Source organism: Corynebacterium comes, from assembly GCF_009734405.1.
Taxonomy (GTDB): Bacteria; Actinomycetota; Actinomycetes; order Mycobacteriales; family Mycobacteriaceae; genus Corynebacterium; species Corynebacterium comes.
Map to the genome: position 1 here is coordinate 2245757 of NZ_CP046453.1, position 20016 is coordinate 2265772.

At 68.4% G+C, this 20016-nt stretch carries 16 protein-coding genes and 1 tRNA gene; 2 read left to right on the plus strand and 15 right to left on the minus strand.

The window, feature by feature from the left end:
* Nucleotides 1–52 precede the first annotated feature (52 nt).
* From CETAM_RS10770 to CETAM_RS10790, 5 genes are all read right to left on the minus strand, one after another.
* Nucleotides 53–9163 carry a type I polyketide synthase gene (locus CETAM_RS10770; protein ID WP_156228856.1) on the minus strand — a complete coding sequence of 3037 codons (9111 nt, stop codon included), beginning with the start codon at nucleotides 9161–9163 and terminating at the stop codon, nucleotides 53–55.
* A 372-nt stretch (nucleotides 9164–9535) separates the two neighbouring features.
* Complete coding sequence (locus CETAM_RS10775) at nucleotides 9536–10138, minus strand: DUF3618 domain-containing protein (protein WP_156228857.1); 603 nt, start codon at nucleotides 10136–10138, stop codon at nucleotides 9536–9538.
* On the minus strand, nucleotides 10135–10617 hold the full coding sequence (locus tag CETAM_RS10780) for a phage holin family protein (protein ID WP_156228858.1): 483 nt from the start codon (nucleotides 10615–10617) through the stop codon (nucleotides 10135–10137). Before CETAM_RS10780 ends, CETAM_RS10775 begins: the two co-directional genes overlap by 4 nt.
* Nucleotides 10614–11396, minus strand: a complete 783-nt coding sequence (locus tag CETAM_RS10785) for a hypothetical protein (RefSeq protein ID WP_156228859.1) — start codon at nucleotides 11394–11396, stop codon at nucleotides 10614–10616. Before CETAM_RS10785 ends, CETAM_RS10780 begins: the two co-directional genes overlap by 4 nt.
* 402 nt (nucleotides 11397–11798) lie before the next feature.
* Nucleotides 11799–11880, minus strand: a tRNA-Leu gene (locus CETAM_RS10790).
* Nucleotides 11881–11969: 89 nt separating this feature from the next.
* Here CETAM_RS10790 and CETAM_RS10795 point away from each other — a divergent pair.
* Both CETAM_RS10795 and CETAM_RS10800 read left to right on the plus strand, forming a co-directional pair.
* Complete coding sequence (locus CETAM_RS10795; RefSeq protein ID WP_156228860.1) at nucleotides 11970–12404, plus strand: hypothetical protein; 435 nt, start codon at nucleotides 11970–11972, stop codon at nucleotides 12402–12404.
* Nucleotides 12401–12760: a DUF3817 domain-containing protein gene (locus tag CETAM_RS10800; RefSeq protein WP_156228861.1), complete on the plus strand. Its 360-nt coding sequence runs from the start codon at nucleotides 12401–12403 to the stop codon at nucleotides 12758–12760. The genes CETAM_RS10795 and CETAM_RS10800 overlap by 4 nt, the downstream gene beginning before the upstream one ends.
* A gap of 58 nt (nucleotides 12761–12818) precedes the next feature.
* Here CETAM_RS10800 and purU read toward each other — a convergent pair whose 3' ends face one another.
* From purU to clpS, 10 genes are all read right to left on the minus strand, one after another.
* A complete protein-coding gene (purU, locus tag CETAM_RS10805; protein WP_156228862.1) occupies nucleotides 12819–13736 on the minus strand; it encodes a formyltetrahydrofolate deformylase in 918 nt (305 codons plus the stop codon).
* 59 nt (nucleotides 13737–13795) lie between these two features.
* Complete coding sequence (gene rdgB / locus CETAM_RS10810) at nucleotides 13796–14410, minus strand: RdgB/HAM1 family non-canonical purine NTP pyrophosphatase (protein ID WP_156228863.1); 615 nt, start codon at nucleotides 14408–14410, stop codon at nucleotides 13796–13798.
* Nucleotides 14410–15141, minus strand: a complete 732-nt coding sequence (rph, locus tag CETAM_RS10815) for a ribonuclease PH (protein ID WP_156228864.1) — start codon at nucleotides 15139–15141, stop codon at nucleotides 14410–14412. Before rph ends, rdgB begins: the two co-directional genes overlap by 1 nt.
* Nucleotides 15142–15165: 24 nt before the next feature.
* Nucleotides 15166–15933 (minus strand): MBL fold metallo-hydrolase, encoded by a 768-nt coding sequence (locus CETAM_RS10820; protein ID WP_156228865.1) that lies wholly within the window; start codon nucleotides 15931–15933, stop codon nucleotides 15166–15168.
* An 82-nt stretch (nucleotides 15934–16015) separates the two neighbouring features.
* A complete protein-coding gene (murI, locus tag CETAM_RS10825; protein WP_231587466.1) occupies nucleotides 16016–16828 on the minus strand; it encodes a glutamate racemase in 813 nt (270 codons plus the stop codon).
* Nucleotides 16829–16838: 10 nt separating this feature from the next.
* On the minus strand, nucleotides 16839–17324 hold the full coding sequence (locus tag CETAM_RS10830) for a MarR family winged helix-turn-helix transcriptional regulator (protein WP_156228867.1): 486 nt from the start codon (nucleotides 17322–17324) through the stop codon (nucleotides 16839–16841).
* Nucleotides 17325–17405: 81 nt separating this feature from the next.
* On the minus strand, nucleotides 17406–18104 hold the full coding sequence (locus CETAM_RS10835; protein WP_156228868.1) for a rhomboid family intramembrane serine protease: 699 nt from the start codon (nucleotides 18102–18104) through the stop codon (nucleotides 17406–17408).
* Nucleotides 18105–18119: 15 nt separating this feature from the next.
* Nucleotides 18120–19091: a P1 family peptidase gene (locus CETAM_RS10840; protein WP_156228869.1), complete on the minus strand. Its 972-nt coding sequence runs from the start codon at nucleotides 19089–19091 to the stop codon at nucleotides 18120–18122.
* Nucleotide 19092: 1 nt separating this feature from the next.
* Entirely contained in the window at nucleotides 19093–19632 is a 540-nt protein-coding gene (locus CETAM_RS10845) for a DUF2017 domain-containing protein (RefSeq protein WP_156228870.1), read from the minus strand.
* Between the two features lie 16 nt (nucleotides 19633–19648).
* Entirely contained in the window at nucleotides 19649–19981 is a 333-nt protein-coding gene (clpS, locus tag CETAM_RS10850) for an ATP-dependent Clp protease adapter ClpS (RefSeq protein ID WP_197085732.1), read from the minus strand.
* Nucleotides 19982–20016 lie beyond the last annotated feature (35 nt).

Genomic DNA, 20016 nt, shown 5'->3' on the forward strand with positions numbered 1-20016 from the left:
AAGGCCCGCACCCCCGGAAACAGAGGGTACGGGCCTTCAGAGCCTGGCCGGGTTAGGAGTTGATCTCGGCACCCGTGCGCAGGACGCCGTCCACGAGGCGGGCGTTGTCGTCCAGCAGGACGGCCGCCTCCCGTGCCTTCACGGCGTCACCGGTGCCACCGAGGTTACGGTCGGCCGGACGCTCGTACAGCGGGGCACCGCCGTACATTCCGTCGACGATGCGACGCAGGCCGGCCTCCTCGCGGGCGACGGCGGACTTCGCCCACGCGGCTGCGGCGTCCTGGCCACGCTCCTGGCGCAGGGCCTCGAGGAACGCGCCCGGATGGACGATGGCGACCAGTGCGGACACGTGGCCGAAGCCGAGCGAGGTCACCAGACCTGCCTTCGGGGCCTGGCCGCTCAGGTCGAGCGGCTTGCGCAGCCACACCAGGTGCTGGTGCTGTGCGAGGACCGGGTCGACGGAGTCGAGCGACCTGTTGGCCGGGAGCAGGCCGGAACGCAGGACCTGGGTCAGGCCGATCATCTGGAAGGCCGCGGCACCGCCCTTGGCATGGCCGGTGAGCGACTTCTGGGAGATGACGTACATCGGGTTGCCGTCCGCGCGACCGATGGAGGCTGCGATGCGCTCGTGCAGGTCCGACTCGTTCGGGTCGTTGGCGGTGGTGGAGGTGTCGTGCTTGGAGATGATGGAGATCTCGTTGGCGGACACGCCCACAGCGGCCAGCTGGCGTGCCAGACGGGAGTCGGTGCCTCCACGTGCCGCACCCAGGGCGCCGAGGCCCGGGGCCGGGATGGAGGTGTGCGCGCCGTCGGCGAAGGACTCGGCGAAGGCGACGACACCCAGGACCGGCAGGCCGAGGTCGGCGGCGACGGAGCCGCGGGCCAGCAGCACGGTGCCGCCACCCTCGGACTCGATGAAGCCACCGCGACGACGGTCGTTGGCACGGGAGAAGTAGCGGTGCTCGATGCCCTTGTTCTCCATCTCAGTGGAGTCGGCGGTGGCGGCCATGTCGCCGAAGCCGGTGATTCCCTCGATGGACAGGTCGTCCAGGCCGCCGGCGACGACGAAGTCCGCCTTGCCCAGCGAGATCTTGTCGTAGCCCTCCTCCACGGAGACCGCAGCGGTGGCGCAGGCGGCGACCGGGTGGATCATCTGGCCGTAGCCACCGACGTAGGACTGCATGACGTGCGCTGCGACGACGTTGGGCAGGGCCTCCTGGAGGATGTCGTTCGCGCGCGGTTCGGCGAGCAGCCCGTCGAGGTAGAGCGAGCGCATGGACTCGACGCCGCCCATGCCGGTGCCCTGGGTGGAGGACACGCGGGCAGGGTGGATGCCACGGAGTAGCTCCGCCGGGGTGAAGCCGGAGGAGAGGAACGCGTCGACGGTGCAGACGAGGTTCCACAGCGCCAGGCGGTCCAGGTTGTCGATCATGTCGGCGGGGATGCCGTACACGGCGGGATCGAAGCCCTCCGGGATCTGGCCGCCGACGAAGCGCGACATGGTGGTGCGGCGCGGAACGCGGACGGCGGAGCCGGCGTGGCGGACGACCGTCCACTCCCCTGCTTCGTCGTCGTAGAACGCGGAGGTGTGGTCCGGCTCGGAGTCGACGAAGGTCTTGGCCTCCTCCTTGGAGGCGACGCTGAAGGAGAGGTCCTTGTCCAGGTAGACGGTGGTCAGCTCCGGCGCGAGGTTGTCGACCATGAAGAAGTCATCGTGGTAGCGGCGGACGCCGACCCTGCCCAGGACCTCGTCGTGGAAGCGGTCGTAGACCTCCTCCTCGGCGAGTTCCTGATCCTCGGCGTCGTACCAGGCGTCGTTGTCCCAGCGGATGAGGCCCATGGTCCAGGCGAGTTCGATGACGCCGGCGGCGGTGAGGTCGCCGGAGAGCTCGGCGTCGAAACGCGTGCGGGCGGAGCCGTAGGGGCCCAGCTCGCCGGCGCCGACGATGACGATCATGTCCTCGAGACTCGTTGAAACGCCGCTGAAGTCCGGTGCCGTCCACTCGAAGCGGCGGTACGGGGTCGGCAGCGCGGTGAGGGTGCGGGGCTCCTCGACCTCCTGCTTGTCGACGCCCGCGTTCTCCGCGTCCGCGGCCGCCTCAGCGGCCAGCTGGGAGATGTTGACGTCGGACTCGCCCAGCCCGCCGGTGAAGTCCACGATGACCGGGGCGTTGGCTGCCTCGGCACGGACCTCAGTGGTGACCTGGGAGACGAGCAGCTCCGCCATCTCCTCGTTGGAGAAGGTGCGGACGCCCTTGGACTCGATGGTCTCGACGAGCGGGTCGTTGCCGCCCATCAGGCCGGTGCCACGGACCCAGCCGATGAAGGCGTGGACGAGGCTGGTGCGCTCGCCCCACACCTTCTCGGCGTTCCAGCGGGTGACCACCGCGTCGAGGGACGCCTTGGACTCGCCGTAGGCGCCGTCGCCGCCGAAGCGGCCACGGTTCGGGGAACCCGGCAGGACGACGTGCAGTCGCTTGCCCACCTGGGTGTCCACGCCGAGCTCGGAGAGGCCGGCGATGAGTCGCTCGACGGCCCACAGCAGCAGGCGCATCTGGGACTCGGAGGAGGGACCCGCGTCGGCGAGCGAACCCATGACGCGCGGCGCCGCGAACGGGAACAGCAGCGTCGGGACGAGTGCCTTCTTCAGGACCTTCTTCCGGCCGTTGACGGTGGCGGTCTGCTCGTTGCCGATCCACTCGATCACGGCGTCGAGATCCGTGTAGGAGCTCAGGTTCGCCGGGACGATCCACAGGGCCGCGGTGCCGCGGGCGGCACGTGCGTAGAGGTCCTTGTAGTAGCCCAGACGGGAGTGCGAGAGGTTGGAGGTGGTGACCACCACGGTGGCGCCGCCCTCGAGCAGCTCGGCGACGACGCCGGCGGCGATCGAGTTCGGGGAGGCACCGGTGACCACTGCCACGTCGGTGGAGAAGCGCAGGGTCTCTTCGTCACGTGCCTGGGCGGCCAGCCCGGTCAGGCCCAGGAACTCGGCCTGCTTCGCCACGTTCTCGCCGGCACCCGTGACGTCGACGTCGGCGACGTCGAGCTCACCGAGGGAGACACGGGTGAGGTCCTCGCGGGCGGAGGCCCAGCGGTCGTCGAGAAGCACGGCCTCGGCCGCGGAGAAACGCGGGGCGACCTGGCGCGGCCAGTCGGAGCCGAGCTCGCGGGAGACCAGGTCGAACAGGGCGGCGTGTTCGTCGGCCTGCTCGTCCAGGTTCTGGGACTCGTACAGGCTGATGCCCAGCTGGGAGAGGATGGTCCGGGCGGTCTCCGCCAGGACACCTTCCTTGCCGGTGACCTGCTCGGCGAACTCGCCGAGTGCGGCAGAGTCGACGACGCCACCGGCGCCGCCGCCCGCAGAGGGCAGGCCCACGGCGACACCACGGCGGGCGGCCACGGACTGGACGGCGGCGTCGATGAGCTGGTCGAGCTCACCGGCGTTGGACGGGGTGGCCGGGCTCAGGGTGGCCAGGTCACCGCCGCGCAGGGAGGCACCCTCGCGGGCACCGATGACCACCTCGGCGACGACGTGGGTGGCCCAGCCGCTGCCGAGCTGCCAGGTGCCGGCGACGCGTTCGGAGATGTAGTTCGGCTTCTTGCCGGTCGGTCCGGTGATGCGACGCAGGGCGTCGGCGGCGGAGTCACCCAGGACCGGGCCGAAGGCCTTGTAGCCCTTGGCCATCTTGGTGACGGTGACCTTCAGGGCATTCAGCTCGGCGTCTGCGGCGCCGTCGATGGCACCCAGGCCGAACTCCACGCCCAGGTCCAGCAGCAGCTGGTTACGGCGGGAGGACACACCCTCGACGAGGGTCTCGATGGAATCGGTGGGGCCCATCTGGTCCGGACGGACCTTGGTCCAGATGGCGATGAGCATCTCGGTGGCGTCCGAGGGGGTGAACTCGATGTCATCCGGGGTGCCGGCGCCTGGGGCGGCGACCGGGGCGGGGGCGGTGGCCGGGACGGTGGCGCCGGTCGGAGCGTTCGCGGCGACCGGGGCGGGACCGGCGGTGGAGGACTTCGGCGCCGGTGCGGACTCCGCTGCGGGCGCGTCCGGGACGACGTCCTCGGCGACCTCACGGACGATCTCATCGGTGGCGAATACGACCGGGCGGTCGCGCTCGACGTTGAGGACCTCGATCGGGGTGCCGGCGTACTGCGGCAGACGCAGGGTCTGACCCAGCATGTTGGCCAGCGTCGGGGCGGAACCGACGCCGACCTCGACGAAACGGTCCATGCCCAGGCCACCGTTGGCCCGGGAGCGCAGGATGAGGTCCTGCGTCTCGATCCACCGGACCGGGGAGGCGAACTGCCAGGCCAGCAGCTCGATGAGCAGCGTGCGGCCGAGCTTCTGCGGGTCCGCGGAGGCGTTCTCGAAGTCGCCCAGGATCTCCTCGATGTACGGGGAGGAGACGACCTCGGTGATGGACTCGACGAACTCGCGGGTCAGCTCGAACGGGCGGGCCACGAGGTTCGGAATGTAGCGGTCAACCAGGATGTCCAGGTTGATGGCTTCCGGGATCAGGGAATCGAGGTGCTCGCGGAAGTCACCGACGCCGTCGCGCAGGTGGCTGGAGTGGAAGGGCACGTCGATGCCGGGGATCATGATGAACGCACGCTGGCCCGGGGCCCGCTTCTCTGCGTCCGCCTTCAGCGCGAGCAGTCCTGCGCGGGTGCCGGCGACGGCGTACTGGACGCCGGCGATGTTGTAGTTCACGATCTCGAGGAACTCGCCGGTGCTGGTGGCCAGGTCCTTGACGTAGTCGAAGACGTTGTCGGCGGACAGGCCCATTTTGTTCGGGCGCAGTGCGGCGAGGCCGTAGTTGGAGTTGCCCTCCTCGTCGCGCTCGACCAGGCGGTGCATGGTCAGGCCACGGCGGTAGACGATCTCCACCACGGACTCGAGCGAGAGGACGCCGGAGTAGGCGGCCAGGGCGTTGTACTCGCCGACGGAATGGCCCGCGAAGTAGGCGCGCTGGTTGAGGGAGTCAGCCTCGCGCATCTCGGCGATCTGGGCACAACCCAGCGTGGCCATGGCGACCTGGGTGAACTGGGTCAGGAAGAGCACGCCGTCCGGGTGGTGGAAGCGCTCGCCTCCGACGATGACCTCGGTGGGGTTGTTCTTGACGATCTCCAGGACGGAGAAGCCCAGCTTCGTGCGGGTGTGGCGGTCGGCGCGGTCCCAGACCTCGCGCGCGGCGGCGGAGGAGGCGCGGGACTCCATGCCCATGCCCTGGGACTGGATGCCCTGCCCCGGGAAGCCGTAGAAGGTGGTCGGCGCGGCCATGACGGCGGTGGCGGTGAGCACCATGTTGCCGTTGACGGCGGCCGTGACGGTACGGACCTCGCCGTGACCCGGGCGCTTGTCGATGCCCGTGCGCTCCACGGTGAATTCGATGGTCTCGCCCGGCAGGATCGGGGCGAGCATGGTGGCGGTGTACTCGATCACGCGGGCCGGGCTCGTCGAGGTGGATTCCTCGGAGAAACCGGCGCCGGCGACGAGCTCACCGATGGCGGAGGTCCACATCCCGTGCACGATGACGCCCGGCAGACCGGCGAGGCCGGCTGCGGTGTCGGAGACGTGGATCGGGTTGCGGTCGCCGGAGACGACGGCGAAGGGGTGCATGGACTCCGGTGCGACGACCCGTGCGTAGGCACGGAAGGAACGCGGGGAGTCGATGACGCTCGGCAGAGCCGAGGTGTTGGTGCGCGCGGTGGTGCGGCCGTTGCGGCCCCGGACGGCGAAGCGCTCGGAGAGCTTGGCCAGCGGCTGACCGTCGGCGGTGAGCTCCGCGCGGACGACGACGAGACGACCCAGGTCGGTGTCGGAGACCTCGTCGGCGGTGGCGGTGACCTTGATGTCGACCGGACCGGCGGAAACGTCCGGCAGCTCGGCGAGCATGGTCAGGTGGTGCTCGAGGTGGACGAGGGAGAGCATGCCCTCAACCACGGAAGCGGAGTCGGTGCCCGGTACCACGGCGGAGCGCACGGCGGCGAAGACCGCCGGCCAGGCGCGACCGACGAGGACGTCCGGGGCGGTACCGTTGACGGCCAGCTTGTTCGGCAGGTAGCCGGCGGTGACGTTGTCGTAGTCGGCGAGGTGGCCGGCGTCGAGGGTGGTGTTCCACTCGGCGACGCCTTCTGCGGAGATCTCCGCCAGCTCGCCACCGGCGGCCACGCGGGTCAGCTCGGCCATGGCGGTCTCAGCGTCTTCCTCGGTGACCTGCGGGTTCGCGGACAGCGGGGAATCGGCCGGGACGGTGAAGCGGATGGTCAGATCGGTGGTGGTGCCTGCGGCGGTGGAGCCGGCCAGCGGAACGGTGAGCACGGCGTGCTCGGCGTCCTCGGCGACCAGACGGGCGCCGGTGGTGGCGTGGGTCGCGGAGGCGCGGTCCCCGGTCATGGTCCACTGATCGGTGTCGCCCAGGCGCTCGATGTAGGAGGCCTGCTGGCGACCTGCCCAGTAGGTGCCGGGGGCGGTGAGGACGCGTTCGACGACGGAGGCCTCGACATCGACGGCCTGTTCGCCGGCGGCGGTCAGCACGTCGATGGAGACCTGGTTGAAGCGGCCGAGCAGCTCGGCGACAGGCTCGTTGGCGCGGGTGATGCCGGCGACGGCGGCGGTGCCCGGGATGATGCAGACCTGGTCGGCGTCGTAACGCTCGTCGTGGGCCTGCCACAGGGAATCGGAACGCCACCAGCGGCGTACGTCACCGTCGATGACGGGGACGAAGTTGGCCGGCTTGCCCGGGTTGAGCAGGAGCCTGGAGAACCAGGTCCGGTCGGCCGGGTGCAGGAGGTCGCGCCCGGCGAAGGGGTAGAGCTCGACGAGCTTCTCGACGGCCCCCGCCGGGTTGTCCACGTCCACCTCCACCTGTGCCTCGAACTGGCCGTGGTCGACGTCGGCCAGGCGGGCCTCGGCGCGCTCGATCATCTCGACGAAACGGTTCGCCCAGGAGACGTCGGTCCACTCGCCCTTGTAGGGGCCGGAGACCTCGAGGTAGCGGTTCAGCCACTCGACGTAGGTCATGGCCTCCAGGTCGCCGAAATAGGGCTTACAGGTCTTGTTGATGGCCGCGATGATCTCTTCACGGCGGGCCACTGCGGCCTCGTCGTCGCCGGCGACCTCGTCCAGCAGACGACCGGCCTTGGCGAAGGAGTTCTCGATCTCGTAGAGGTCCGCGCCCAGCTGGGAACGGCCGGAGGCGACGCCACCCTTTTCACGGCCGGCGCCGGCCCATTCGTCGGAGCCGGGGGCGTCGACGAGCGCCTGCTTGACGGCCTCGGAGGCGGTGGACTCCAGGGTCGCCATGGTGGCGGTGCCGAGGAGGATCGCGTCGGTCGGCATGTCCGGCAGGTCGTACTTCTGCGCCCAGGTACCGGTGATGTACTCGGCGGCCCGCTCCGGGGTGCCGATGCCGCCACCGACGGCGAGGATGACGTTGTCGTGGCCGCGGATCTCACCGTAGGTGGCGATCAGCAGCTCGTCGAGGTCCTCCCAGGAGTGGTGGCCACCGGCCTTACCACCCTCGACCTGGAGGATGATCGGGATCTCGGGAACATCGCCGGCGATCTTGAGGGCCTGGCGGATGTGCTTGACGGCGCCGGGCTTGAAGACGATCCACGGGAAGTTCGCGTCCCGGAGCTCACGGACCAGTGCGACCGCCTCGTCGTGCGGGGGCATGCCGGCGGTGATGATGATGCCGTCGATCGGCGCACCGTTGGCGCGTGCGCGCGGCACGAGGCGCTTGCCCTCCACCTGCATACGCCACAGGTAGGGGTTGAGGAACATGGAGTTGAACTGGGCGTTCACGCCCGGGTTCAGCAGGGACTCCAGGCGCTCGAGGTTCTCCTCCAGCACCTCCTCGGTGACCTGGCCGCCACCGGCGAGCTCCGCCCAGTGGCCGGCGTTCGCGGCGGCGGCGACGATGACCGGATCAACGGTGGTGGGGGTCATGCCCGGGAGGGTCATCGGGGTGTAGCCGGTGACCTCGGTGAACTTGGTCACCAGACGAATCTCACCGTTGCGCCTCTCCAGGCGCGGGGCGAACTCCGACCAGTCACGGGGCAGCTCGGGGGCGAGGCCGGCGTCGAAAAGCTCGGCCTGGCCGGCGGTGCCGGACACGTCCAGGGCACCCACGCCGCGGCCGACGATGATCTTCCGGGTCAGGGGCAGCATGCCACCGTCCGGGCCGACCTCGAGGATCCAGCGGGCACCCGTGTCAACGGCCTCGTTGAGGTCGGCGGGCCAGTCGACCGGGGCGGTCAGGACGAGCTGCGCTGCCTCGCGGGCGATGGCGGTGTCCAGGCCGGCCTGCTGTGCCCAGGCGACGGTCTGCTCGACGGCAGCCTCCATTGCCGGGTGGTGGAAGGCGGACTGGATGGGCAGGGCGGTGAACTGGGGGTTGAACGGCTGGCCGCCGCGTTCCTTCTTCTCGATGGCCTTGGCGTCCTTCGCCGCGAACTTGCCCAGCAGCTCCTGCACGACTGCGTTGTCCTGCGGACGACCGACCAGCACATAGGTGTCGCGGGTGTTGCGCAGGCCGATGACCGGGCGCAGCTCCTCGGGGACGTCCGCGCAGGCATGGTCGATGGCCGACTGCAACTGCTCGCGGGTGACTCCGCGGACCGAGACCATCGGGGACAGCTCACCCTGCTGGATGAGGCCCGTCATGCGTGCGGTGCGGGTCATCGCGGCGCCGATCAGCTGCGCGATGGCGAGGAGATCATCGGACTCCGCCCGGCCCGCCATGAGCAGGGAGGCCAGCTTGCCCTGGGAGTGGCCGACCGAAGCGACAGCCTTGTCGAGCTCCAGGCCCTGACGGTCCAGGGACTCCAGAACCGCCAGCTGCGCGACGAAGATGCCGGGGACGCTGATGGCCACCTGCGCAGTGTCGAAGGTGGGGCCTTCCTCATCCCTTGCCCACGCAACAGGGTCGAAGCCGTGGGGACGGGTGCCCGCAAGCTCGTCCGCGACCGGCGCGAGGCTGGCTGCGGCACCGTCGACCAGGGAGGTGACGGCGTTGCCCACACCGGCGGCGATGGCCGTGCGCAGGGTCTTCAACCAGTCGAATCCCTGGCCGGAGAAGGCCAGGGCGTACGGCTCGCGGTCGAAGCGGTTGATCAGTCGATCCGTCCCGAAGGAGGTGCTGTATTCGGTCACGTGAGAACTCGCTCCTGTGTTTCCTACTTTGTACATGGAGAAACCCAGGGCACAGCTGTGCCCACAAGTTTTGAAAGCCAAATATGCCATAAAACTTGAGGAAAGCGTCACCTTTACATCGGGTGTCGGCAAATCCCCGACAGTTGCAAGACTACTTATAGGTTACGCCCAAGTAAGTTTCGTCCCCGTAAGTTTGACCACAAAATCACCCGCAGGCTGTGGGGCCGCCGCTTTTCAACGCCCCCTCCCCGCCCGCCCGCCGGGGGTCAAGATGTGACTTTCGGCACTCGTTATTTTTGTAGAGATGATTGTCACACCCACCCTCCGCCGCAGGCCGAAGGTGGGTGACGGGAGGCAACAACGTGCAACCGGCTACCCCTCGCGGGCGGTATCGCGCACGCGCTGCGCCGCGCCCGTCGATTCCTCGCGGACCTGGTCGATGCGGTGCTGCCCTTCCTCCCTGACACGGACCGCACTCTCGCGGGCACTTTCCTGGACGTCGGCGACGGCCTGCTCCGCCTGCGGCTGCAGGGACTCACCCATGTCCTGAGCCACCGACTTCGCCTCCTCGACGAGCGGCTGGGCCTTGTCGCGGACGGCGGCGGCCGCCTCCTGCTCCGGCCTGCTGGCCGGAAGCAGCGAACCCACGATCCAGCCGGCCGCCAGGGCGATGGCACCGGCGGCCAACGGGTTACCGCGGGTCTTGCGGCGGATGGTGTCCGGCGCATTGCCGACAGCCTCCCCGGCGTCATCGGCGAGCTGAGAGACGCGGCCCGGCCCGCCATCACGCACATCCGCGTCGTCGCTGCCGAACACGGACTCGCGCATGTTCACCCAGCGGGACTTGAGCCGGTCGGTCTGCCGCTCGACGACCCGGTTCGGATCGACCTTCTCCGCCAGGGCGTCCACGTCGCGGCCGAGGTTGCCGCGGGTGCGCTCGATGTCGGCGCGGATATCGTCAGGGTTGTTGCTCATGGGGTCTCCTTGTTGGGATTGAGGGTCGGCGGGATCTCACCGACGGTTTCCTGGGTCTGCGGCAGCCCCTTCATGGCGTCGAGCTGCTTCCTGCCCATTGAGGCAAGGACTGCGGCGATCACCGCCCACACCACCGCAACGATCACCGCCGCCCAACCGACGTGCATCCAGGTGCCCAGCGCCCACATGAGCGCCATCGACAGGAACAGCAGGGTGAGGAATCCGCCGATCGCGGCACCGGCCAACATGCCCGCCCCGCGGCCCCCCTGCTTGGCCGATTCGGTGGCCTCTGCCTTGGCCAACTGGAATTCCTGGCGAAGGAGGGTCGACAGGTTGGTGGAGAAGCTGGCCAACATCTCCCCCAGCGACTCGGTCCGGGCCCGGACCTCCGCCTCGGCCGACGGCGCCGGGTCAACGCCGGGATAACCCGTGCCCGCACGGCGGGTGGCGGCGTCGCCCGCGGGGGTCGATCCGCTCATCGCCGATCCTCCGGACGCTCGAAGTCGGTGAACGGGTCGCGGGCGGGATCGGCGTCCGCGAAACCCTCACCCGGGAGGGGCCCGCCAAAACCGGCGGCGTCAGGGGCCCCGGAAGGACGAAGGGTCCCGGTGGCGTCGGTGGGGTCAGTGGTGTCGGGGAACTCCCCGAATCCGGCGGCCGACCGCGCCGCGGTCACGGTCTCGGGCACGTCCTGCGAGCTGGTGGTCGCGGGCGGGCCATAGGCGCCGGGCTCAGAGGGGATCCGGTAGCGGCCGTCGAACTCACGCTCATCATCGCCGTCGCTCAGTCCGCGGGTGAGTCGACCCGCCAGGAGGCCGATGCCGGCGGCAGCAGCCAGGAAGGCCACTGGACGACGGGCGGCGAAACGGCGGACGTCGCGGAGCAGATCGGCCGGCTCCCGGGTCTCGAGCGCGGTGGTGAAGCCCTCCACACGGGTGGTGACGGTGGTCAGGAGCTGACCCACCAGGTCCGACTGCGGAGGCTCACCGCGGGAGATCCGCTGCAGGTCGTCGGAGACGATGCGCGAGTGACCGGCCAGCTTCTCCTGCTGAGTGGACGCATGCACGAACGCCTCGTCCCGGGCGGAATTGACGAGCGACCTGATCTGATCGGTGGCCTCACCCGTGATCTGGCGGGCCTCACGCCGGGCGGAGTCCCCGACGTCCTTCGCCGCCGCTTTCGCCTGACCTGCAACCTGGGCCGCCTCATCCTTCGCGGCATCCTGCGGACGCGTGCCGTGCTCATGACTCGTTGCCATAGAAGTTCCCTTCCGATTCTGGACCCACGCACCGCACAACAAGCTTTCCGGTGGCCCTACGGAGCCCACTAGTTATAAACGATTTGTTGTTCCTCGAGTGTTGCACATCACAGGCTCCCGTGTCCGCAGCTCGCGGAAAAGATTCGCGGCAGCGAGAAAAGTATCGGCACCGCCACAGGAAGCCCCGGCACCCCGCGGCCGACCCCTCGTTGTCCACGTCGCACCCCCTTAAGGCACCCGGACAGGCTCCCACGGCGACTTAAGGGGGTCCGAAGTGGACAGGCCGGCCGCCTCGACTGGTTCAGGACAGCCTGCGGCCAAGGTCCGCCAAGAAAAAATCAGGGCCTCCCACCGTTGAGGTGGGAGGCCCTGAGCGCAACCGTGTCGCGGAACTTCACAGAGTGCGCCCGGGGGGAATCGAACCCCCACGTCCTGGGACACTGGAACCTAAATCCAGCGCGTCTGCCAATTCCGCCACGGGCGCATACCGGGACCATGATACCCACAGCCCCACACCGTCCAGAAACCGGCACAACTCCACCTTTCGGAGGATGGCGGGTACCCTTAAGTTCCGTGAGCGACAAGAATGGACAACGCCGACAGCAGAAGAAGGTGCGCGCTTCGCACATCATCTTCCTCGCGATCGCCGTGGCCGGCACCATTGCGTTGGCCTGGTGGCAGTTGAGCCGCTTCCAGTCGGGGTCAGGCACTTTCCAGAACCTCGGCTACGCCCTGCAGTGGCCACTGTTCGGTCTGTTCTTCATCTTCGCGTACCGCAAGTACATGCAGTACGAGAACGAGATGATCGCCGCCGAGAACAACGCCGACGACCCCGATTTCCTGTACGAGGCCGACGCTGCGCTGTTCGAGAGCCGGGTCACCAGGATCGACGATGATTTCCTGCCCGATCGGCCGACGATCGACGTCGACACCTTCAATGAGCTGAATACGCCCCGGAGGGGGCGTCGAGAAGCAGACACCGACGAACCGGGAGACAGCAACCAATGACCACCTCGACCGCACCGAAGACCCACCCCGAGCGCCAGAAGCGTGTCGACACCGCCCTGAAGATCTTCTCGGTCACCGCCTGGGTCACCGGCATGTTCCTCATCTTCCTGGTGATCCGCATGATCATGCAGTACATCCTCAAGGTGGAGATCCCCGAGTGGGCGACGATCGTGGCCATCGCCCACGGCTGGGCGTACATGGCCTACGTCCTGGCGACCCTCAACCTCGGACTCAAGGCCCGTTGGAAGCCGACGATGTGGCTCACCACCGCCCTCGCCGGCGTCGTCCCTTTCCTCTCCTTCATCGTCGAGGCGAGCCGACGCCGCGAGGTCAAGCAGAAGTTCCAGCTGGCCTGACCCGGCGCAGGGAAAGGGGCGCACCGAGGATCCTCGGTGCGCCCCTTCTTTCCGCCCGCTAGTCGAAGACGACGGTGCGGTTGCCGTAGACGAGTACCCGGTCCTCCAGATGCCACCGCAGGCCGCGGGCGAGGACGTTCTTCTCCGCATCCCGGCCCAGACGCTGCATCTCCTCCGGGGTGTCCTTGTGGGTCACTCGGATGACGTCCTGCTCGATGATGGGGCCGTCATCCAGATCCGAGGTGGCGAAGTGACAGGTCGCACCGATCAGCTTCACGCCACGATGATGCGCCTGGTGGTACGGACGCGCACCCATGAAGGACGGGAGGAAGCTGTGGTGGATGTTGAGCACCCGACCGGCCCACATCTCACAGAAGTCCGGCGGCAGGACCTGCATGAACCGTGCCAGGACGATGGCGTCGGGCTCGTAGCCGTTCACGATCTCCCTGACCTCCTCGAAAGCGCGCCGCTTTCCCACGGCGTCCTTCGGGAAAGGCACATGGTAGAACGGCACGCCGTGGTTCTCGGCGATGTAGGACAGGTTGTCGTGGTTGCCCACCACGGCAACGACCTCCATGGGATAGTCGTTCTCCGCGACGCGACCGAGCAGATCGTGCAGGCAGTGGCCCTCACGGGAGACGAGGATGACCACCTTCTTCAGCTCCGAGGTATCCCACAGCCGCCACTGCGCCTTCGGGCCGAACTCCTCGGCCACGGGAGCGAAGGCCTCACGCAGCTCATCGATCGACATGTCGATGGAATCCGCCCGGATCGCCTGGCGGGTGAAGAACCAGTTGTTCTCCGGGTCCGTGAAATAGGCGGCCTCCGTGATCCAACCGCCCTGATCAGCCAGGAAAGTGGATAATCTGGCCACGATGCCGGTCGTGTCCGGGCATCCCAGAGTGAGTACATACTGACGCTCCGCCGTCGGCGTGCTCGGGCGGTTCCGTGGATCGTCGATGTTGTGCGGGGTCATTCGTGGAAGCCTAGCCGACACCCCCGGCGCCTTCATTTCCGAGGTGGGGCTCGGACCGACTACCGGTCAGCCAGCCGCCGGATGACCTCGACCAGCTGCGCCAGGGCCTTCCCGCGGTGCGAGAGGGAGTTCTTCTCCTCGGGGGTCAGCTGGGCGGAGGAACGGCCGGCGGCGATCTCGTCCGACGGCAGGAAGAGGGGGTCGTACCCGAAGCCGTTGTCACCGGTCGGCTCACGCAGGAGAGTGCCTTCCCACCGGCCTTCCGCCAGGTGCTCCTCCCCTGCCGGGGTGACCAACGCGCACACGGACACGAAGGCGCAGGCTCGGCGATCTTCGGGGACGTGGGCCATCTGGCCGAGAAGGAGGGCGTTGTTGGCTTCATCATCGCCGTGGCGGCCGGCCCACCGGGCGGAGAGCACCCCCGGCATCCCGTTGAGTTCCTCGACTGCCAGGCCGGAGTCGTCGGCGATGCACACCAGGCCGGTTTCCCGGGCCCCGGCGCGCGCCTTGATCAGGGCGTTGTCGGCGAACGTGCGGCCGTCCTCGACCGGCTCCCGGTAGGTGGGTGCCTGGTCCAGCGGGATCAGCTCGACCCCGGCCACCTCCGCTGCACGGAGAATGCGCTCGAGCTCGCCGAGTTTCTTGGCGTTGTTCGACGCGACGAGAATCTTCATCAGATGCCCAGGGCGGCGCGCTGCACGGCGATGAGCTCGCGGCAGCCCTTCTCCGCGGAGTCGAGCATGAGGCCGAGCTGCTCGCGGTCGAAGTCACCGTTCTCGCCGGTGCCCTGGACCTCCACGAAGCTGCCCTTCTCGGTCATGACGACGTTGAGGTCGACCTCTGCGCGGGAGTCCTCCTCGTAGGGCAGGTCGAGGCAGACGCGGCCGTCGACAAGCCCGACGGAGACGGCGGCAACCGGGGGAAGGAGCGGTTCGCCGGGGACGACGCCCTCCGACTGGAGGACGGCGATCGCGTCGGCGAGTGCGACGTAGGCGCCGGTGATGGAGGCGGTGCGGGTGCCACCGTCGGCCTGGAGGACATCGCAGTCAATGTTGATGGTGTTCTCACCCAGCTGGCTCAGGTCCACCGCGGCGCGGAGGGAACGGCCGATGAGTCGGGAGATCTCGTGGGTACGGCCCTTGACCTTGCCGCGCATCGACTCACGCGGCATGCGGTCGTGGGTGGCCGCGGGCAGCATGGCGTACTCGGCGGTGAGCCAGCCCTCGCCGGAGTCCCTCTTGAAGCGGGGCACGCCGTGTTCGACGCTGGCGGTGCACATCACGCGGGTGTTGCCGAATTCCACGAGGACGGAGCCGGCGGGGTTGGAGGTGAAACCACGGGTGATGCGGACGGTGCGCAGTTGATCGAGGGCGCGGCCGTCGGCGCGCTGGAAGTCGGAAGTCATGAGCTACAGGCTACCCGCGGGCGCCTAGATCTCTATGACACGACCCTGGCCGCCGAGCTCGATCGGCCCGTCGAACTCCGAGCGGGCCGCCGCGAGGGTCGCCTCGACGTCGCCCCACGGCGGGATGTGCACGAGGACCAGCTTCTTCACTCCGGCCAGTCTGGCCGCGCGACCGGCCTGGGCGCCGCTCAGGTGCATGCCGGGAGGGAAGTCGCCGTCGCCGCTGCACCAGGTGGCCTCGCAGAGGAAGACGTCGGCGTCGCGGGCGCACTCCACGAGCTGATCCGTCCAGCCGGTGTCGCCGGAGTAGGCGATGGTCTTGCCGGAGGTGTGCTCGGTAATGCGCAGGCTGTAGGCCTCCACCGGGTGGAGAGCCTGGAAGGGCGTGATGGAGATGCGGTCGATGAGGTGTTCTTCATTGACGCGCCAGGGCGCGAAGGCGAAGGTGTCGGACATGTCGTCGACCTCTCCCGGACCGTCCGCCGACAGGCGCCCCAGGTGCGTCAGGGTGCTCGAGGGCCCGAAACACAGCTTCCGGTCCTTCGCGGGGGCGAAGGGGTGGAAGCGGCGCCACACCAGCAACGAGGGAAAATCGAGGCAGTGATCGGCATGCAGGTGGGAGAACACCACGTGCGCGTCGGAGGGATCCTGGATCTCCTGGAGCTTGCCCAGCACCCCGGGGCCGATGTCCATGAGGACGGCCGGGGAGTTGTCCACAGTCACCAGATACCCGGAGGCGGGATTCGTGGGCCCGCTGAGGCTGCCTGAGCTGCCGAGGATGGTCAACTTCATGACGCTACTGTGCCACGTAGCGGTGGTTTTCTCGAACGCAACGCACCGATTGTCACAGGATTGTGAGCGCGATCCGGACCCCCTACAGACCTGTGATCTGATGAACCTGTCCGAGAGCGGGCCCGAGGAAGCGTTGGGAGAGCAGCGCGAACTTCTCCGGGTCACCCGTGGACTCGAATTCCCGGGTCGGCGCCGGGTCGGTCTCCGGGTCGGCGAGCATATCCTCCCGTGTGAGCACGCGGAGCACGTCCTTGGCCGTCTCCTCCGCCGAGGACACCAATGTCACGTGGTCGCCGATGGCCAGCTGGATCACGCCGGAGAGCAGCGGATAGTGGGTGCAACCGAGCACGAGCGTATCGACGCCCGCCGCCTGCAGCGGCTCCACGTAGGCCTCCGCGACGCCCAGGATCTGCCGGCCGGAGGTGATGCCGCGTTCCACGAAGTCGACGAAGCTGGGGCAGGCCTGGGCATGGGCCTCAATGCCCGGGTTGATGGCGAAGAGGTCCTGATAGGCGCCGGAATTGATGGTGCCCACTGTCCCGATCACTCCCACGTGGCCGTTGCGGGTGGTGGCCAGGGCCCGGCGGACGGCGGGCTGAATCACCTCGACGACGGGGACGTCGTAACGCTCGCGGGCGTCATGGAGAAACGCGGCGGAGGCCGTGTTGCAGGCGATGACGAGCATCTTGCAGCCCTGCCCCACCAGTTCGTCGGCGATGCGGGTGGCATGCTCGCGGACCTCCGCAATGGGCAGCGGGCCGTAGGGGCCGTTCGCGGTGTCGCCGATGTAGATGATGGACTCATGCGGAAGCTGGTCCATGATGGTGCGGGCGACGGTCAGGCCGCCGACACCGGAGTCGAAGATGCCGATCGGGGCCGTCCGGGATGGGGTCACCCCGACAATGCTAGCGCGGTCCGTCCTTCTCCCCTCCCGGGCCCAGGGCGGCGACGATCTTGCTCATGGTCTCGCTGAACTGGCGTTGCTCCTCGGGGCCGAGGTTGTTGAAGATCAGGCGACGGACCTCGGAGATGTGCCCGGGGGCGGCCTGCTTGAGCAGGTCCAGGCCCTCGTCGGTGAGTTGTGCCAGCGTCGAACGGCCGTCATCGGGGTCGGGCAGGCGACGGACCGTACCCTGCTTCTCCAACCGGGTGATCACGCGCGAGAGGTGCGACAACGTCATGTCCGAGGCCGCGGCAAGTTCACTCATCCGGAGGGTGTGTTTCTCCGCGGCCCACAGGCGGGTCAGCGCGAAGTAGTCGTAGTGGCTGATCCCGGCGTCGCGCTTGAGCTGCGCCTCGAGCCGGGTCGGTAACCAGACGTGGAACGACCAGATGTTCAGCCAGGTCTGCGCCTCCTGGTCTGAGAGCCATTCCTCGGGTCCGTTATTCATACAACCTCATCTCACAAGCGATTCTCATAATTCGTGCTCCGGACACTTAAGAAAGAGATAAGCCCTAGTTTTAAGCACATGCTACCGCAGACCACGGTATGTTCGATCACCGCCCCGTTTCAGGGCCCTCTGCCGTCGCTTCTCCCGCAGTGCCGCCGGGTCATCGGAAGTGATGAACATACCGGCCGCGACACCGCCGACGGCACCGAACAGGTGTGCCTGCCAGGAAACCCCGGGCACGCCCGGCAACAGGCCCCAGACCAGCCCCGAGTAGGCGATTCCGAGGGCAAGGCCGAGGGCCATCTGAAGGAAATGCCGGTTGAAGACACCCCGCACCAGGAGATAGGCCAGCCAGCCGTAGACCAGCCCGGAAGCGCCGATGTGGTTGGTGCCCACCCCGCCCAGCAGCCACACCCCGACGCCGCCCACGACGACCACGAAAGCGGTCACCTCCCACCACACCCGCGCCCGGGACATACCTATGAGGAAGCTGAAAATTGCTCCAGGGATCGTGTTGGAAATGAGGTGCTCGAGGTTCGCGTGCAGCAACGGAGCCGTCACAATGTGCCAGATCGAGGACACATCCAGGGGGTTGACGCCGAGGAACACCAGATCCCCGCCGAAGATGAGGACGTTGACCAGGTGCACGGCCCAGATGACCACCACGTAGCCGGTCGCGAACATCAGTCCGGACCGGATCGCGGAACGACTCCTCCGCGCCGTCGTCTGCACGGTCCCGGAGGGTCGTGGGGCGGGCGGATATGCGAGTGGCTGACTCATGGCCCACCACTCTAGTCATTCAGCGGGGATGAGGAGGAGCTCCGCCCAGGTGACCAGGCCATGGCCCGGGACCGCGGCAGTGACGGCGTCGACGAGTGCGGCCTGCACCGCCTCAGCGGCCGCTACCGACAGCTCATGCAGCCCCTCGACGCTCACCCCGGTCGCCGACTCCGCCGTCGACACCGCGAACAGGGTGTCACCGTCGAGGGGCGAGTGCGCCGGACGGACGGCCCGTGCGATGCCGTCATGCCCGACCATCGCCAGGCGGGTGGCCTGCGCGACCGTCACCGGCGCATCGGTGGCCACGACGCCGATGGTGGTGTTCAGCTTCGAGGCCGGGCGCTCCAGTTCCCCGAACCGGGCGAGGTCAACCGGCGGGCGGGAGGGATCACCCCAGAGCAGACCCGTCGCGGGGTCGATGACCTCCCCGACCGGGTTGGCCACCACCAGCGCCGACACCACATACTCCCCCACCACGCGCGAGGACTGGCCGGTACCGCCGCGCAGCACACCTGCGGTGGCTCCGCAGCCCGCGCCGACGCTGCCCGAAACACTGCCGCTGCCGGGGTCACGGCCGGCCAGGGCAGCCCGGACCGCAGCCGCGCCGTCGGCCGCCGTCGGCCGGTGGCCGGGATCGCCGACGAAGAGATCGAAGATGACGGCGGCGGGGACGATCGGCACCCGCGGCCCCGGCCGCCCCTCCCCGAGGACAGGGAACCCCCGCCCGGCGCGCTCGAGTTCCGCCATCGCACCGTCCGCCGCGGCCAGCCCGAAGGCCGAACCACCGGACAGGACGATCGCGTGGACGCGTTCCACCGTGTTGTGCGGCGCCAGCAGATCGGTTTCCCTGGTTCCCGGCCCCCCTCCCCGGACATCAACCCCCGCGACCATGCCGGCGGGCGACTCCGCAACCAGGACGGTGACGCCCGTGTCCCCGAGGGAGGTGTGGCCGAGCAGAAGACCGGGGACGTCGAGAAGCGAGGACACCCTATCCCCTGGTCAGGGCCGTGAGCAGGCTGTCCTGGTTGTAGCCGAGCCAGTCGACCAGGCTCTCCCGCTCGACGCGGGCCTCTTCCCCACCGGTGCCGTCAGCGGAGACGTACAGGCGCAGATCGTTGAGGCCTGCCAGGAAGGCATGGGCCTCCTCCTCGGAGAGGGTGATCTCGACTCCGCCGTCGGGCCCCACCTTCTCCGCCACGATCTGCAGGTTCGACAGCTTCGCCCGGCAGATGTCGTTCTCGTGCAGGCTGCGCAGGAGGGAGTTGTCGCCGGCGTATTCCTCGTCGCCGGCGCGCTCGAAGTCGGGCAGCAGGCGAGCCAACGCGGGATCCTCCGGGGCTTTCTTGTGCGACGCGGGGATGCCGGTGAGTTCCGAGAGCTCATCCCGGGGTGCCGACTGGGCCCGGGCGATGATCGCCTCGCTGACCGCTGCGGTGATGTTGCCCAGGATCTCGCGCTCCAGCGGCTCCAGGACCGTGTGATACCTCGGGGCCCGCATGAGCCCTTTCTTACGACGCCATTCCTGCAACGTTCGTCCCCTCTTCTCAGCCGGCCTGCTGCATCGTGGCCCACAGGCCGGCAGTGTGCAGCTTCTTGACGTCGCCCTCGACCTTGTCCTTCTCGCCGGTGGAGACGACCGCCTTGCCCTCGGTGTGGACCTGCATCATCAGCTCCGTCGCTCGCTTACGTCCGTAGCCGAGGACGGTCTGGAAAACGTAGGTCACGTAACTCATGAGGTTCACCGGATCGTCCCACACGATGCACATCCACGGCAGGTTCTCCGCAGTGGCGACGTCGACCTCGATCGCCTCATCGAGCTCCGGGGTCGCCATGGGAGAGCCCATGCCGGGGGCGCTCATCTCATATGAACCTGTCATGCACCTCAGCCTAGTCAAGTGTCCGGCCGGAATGC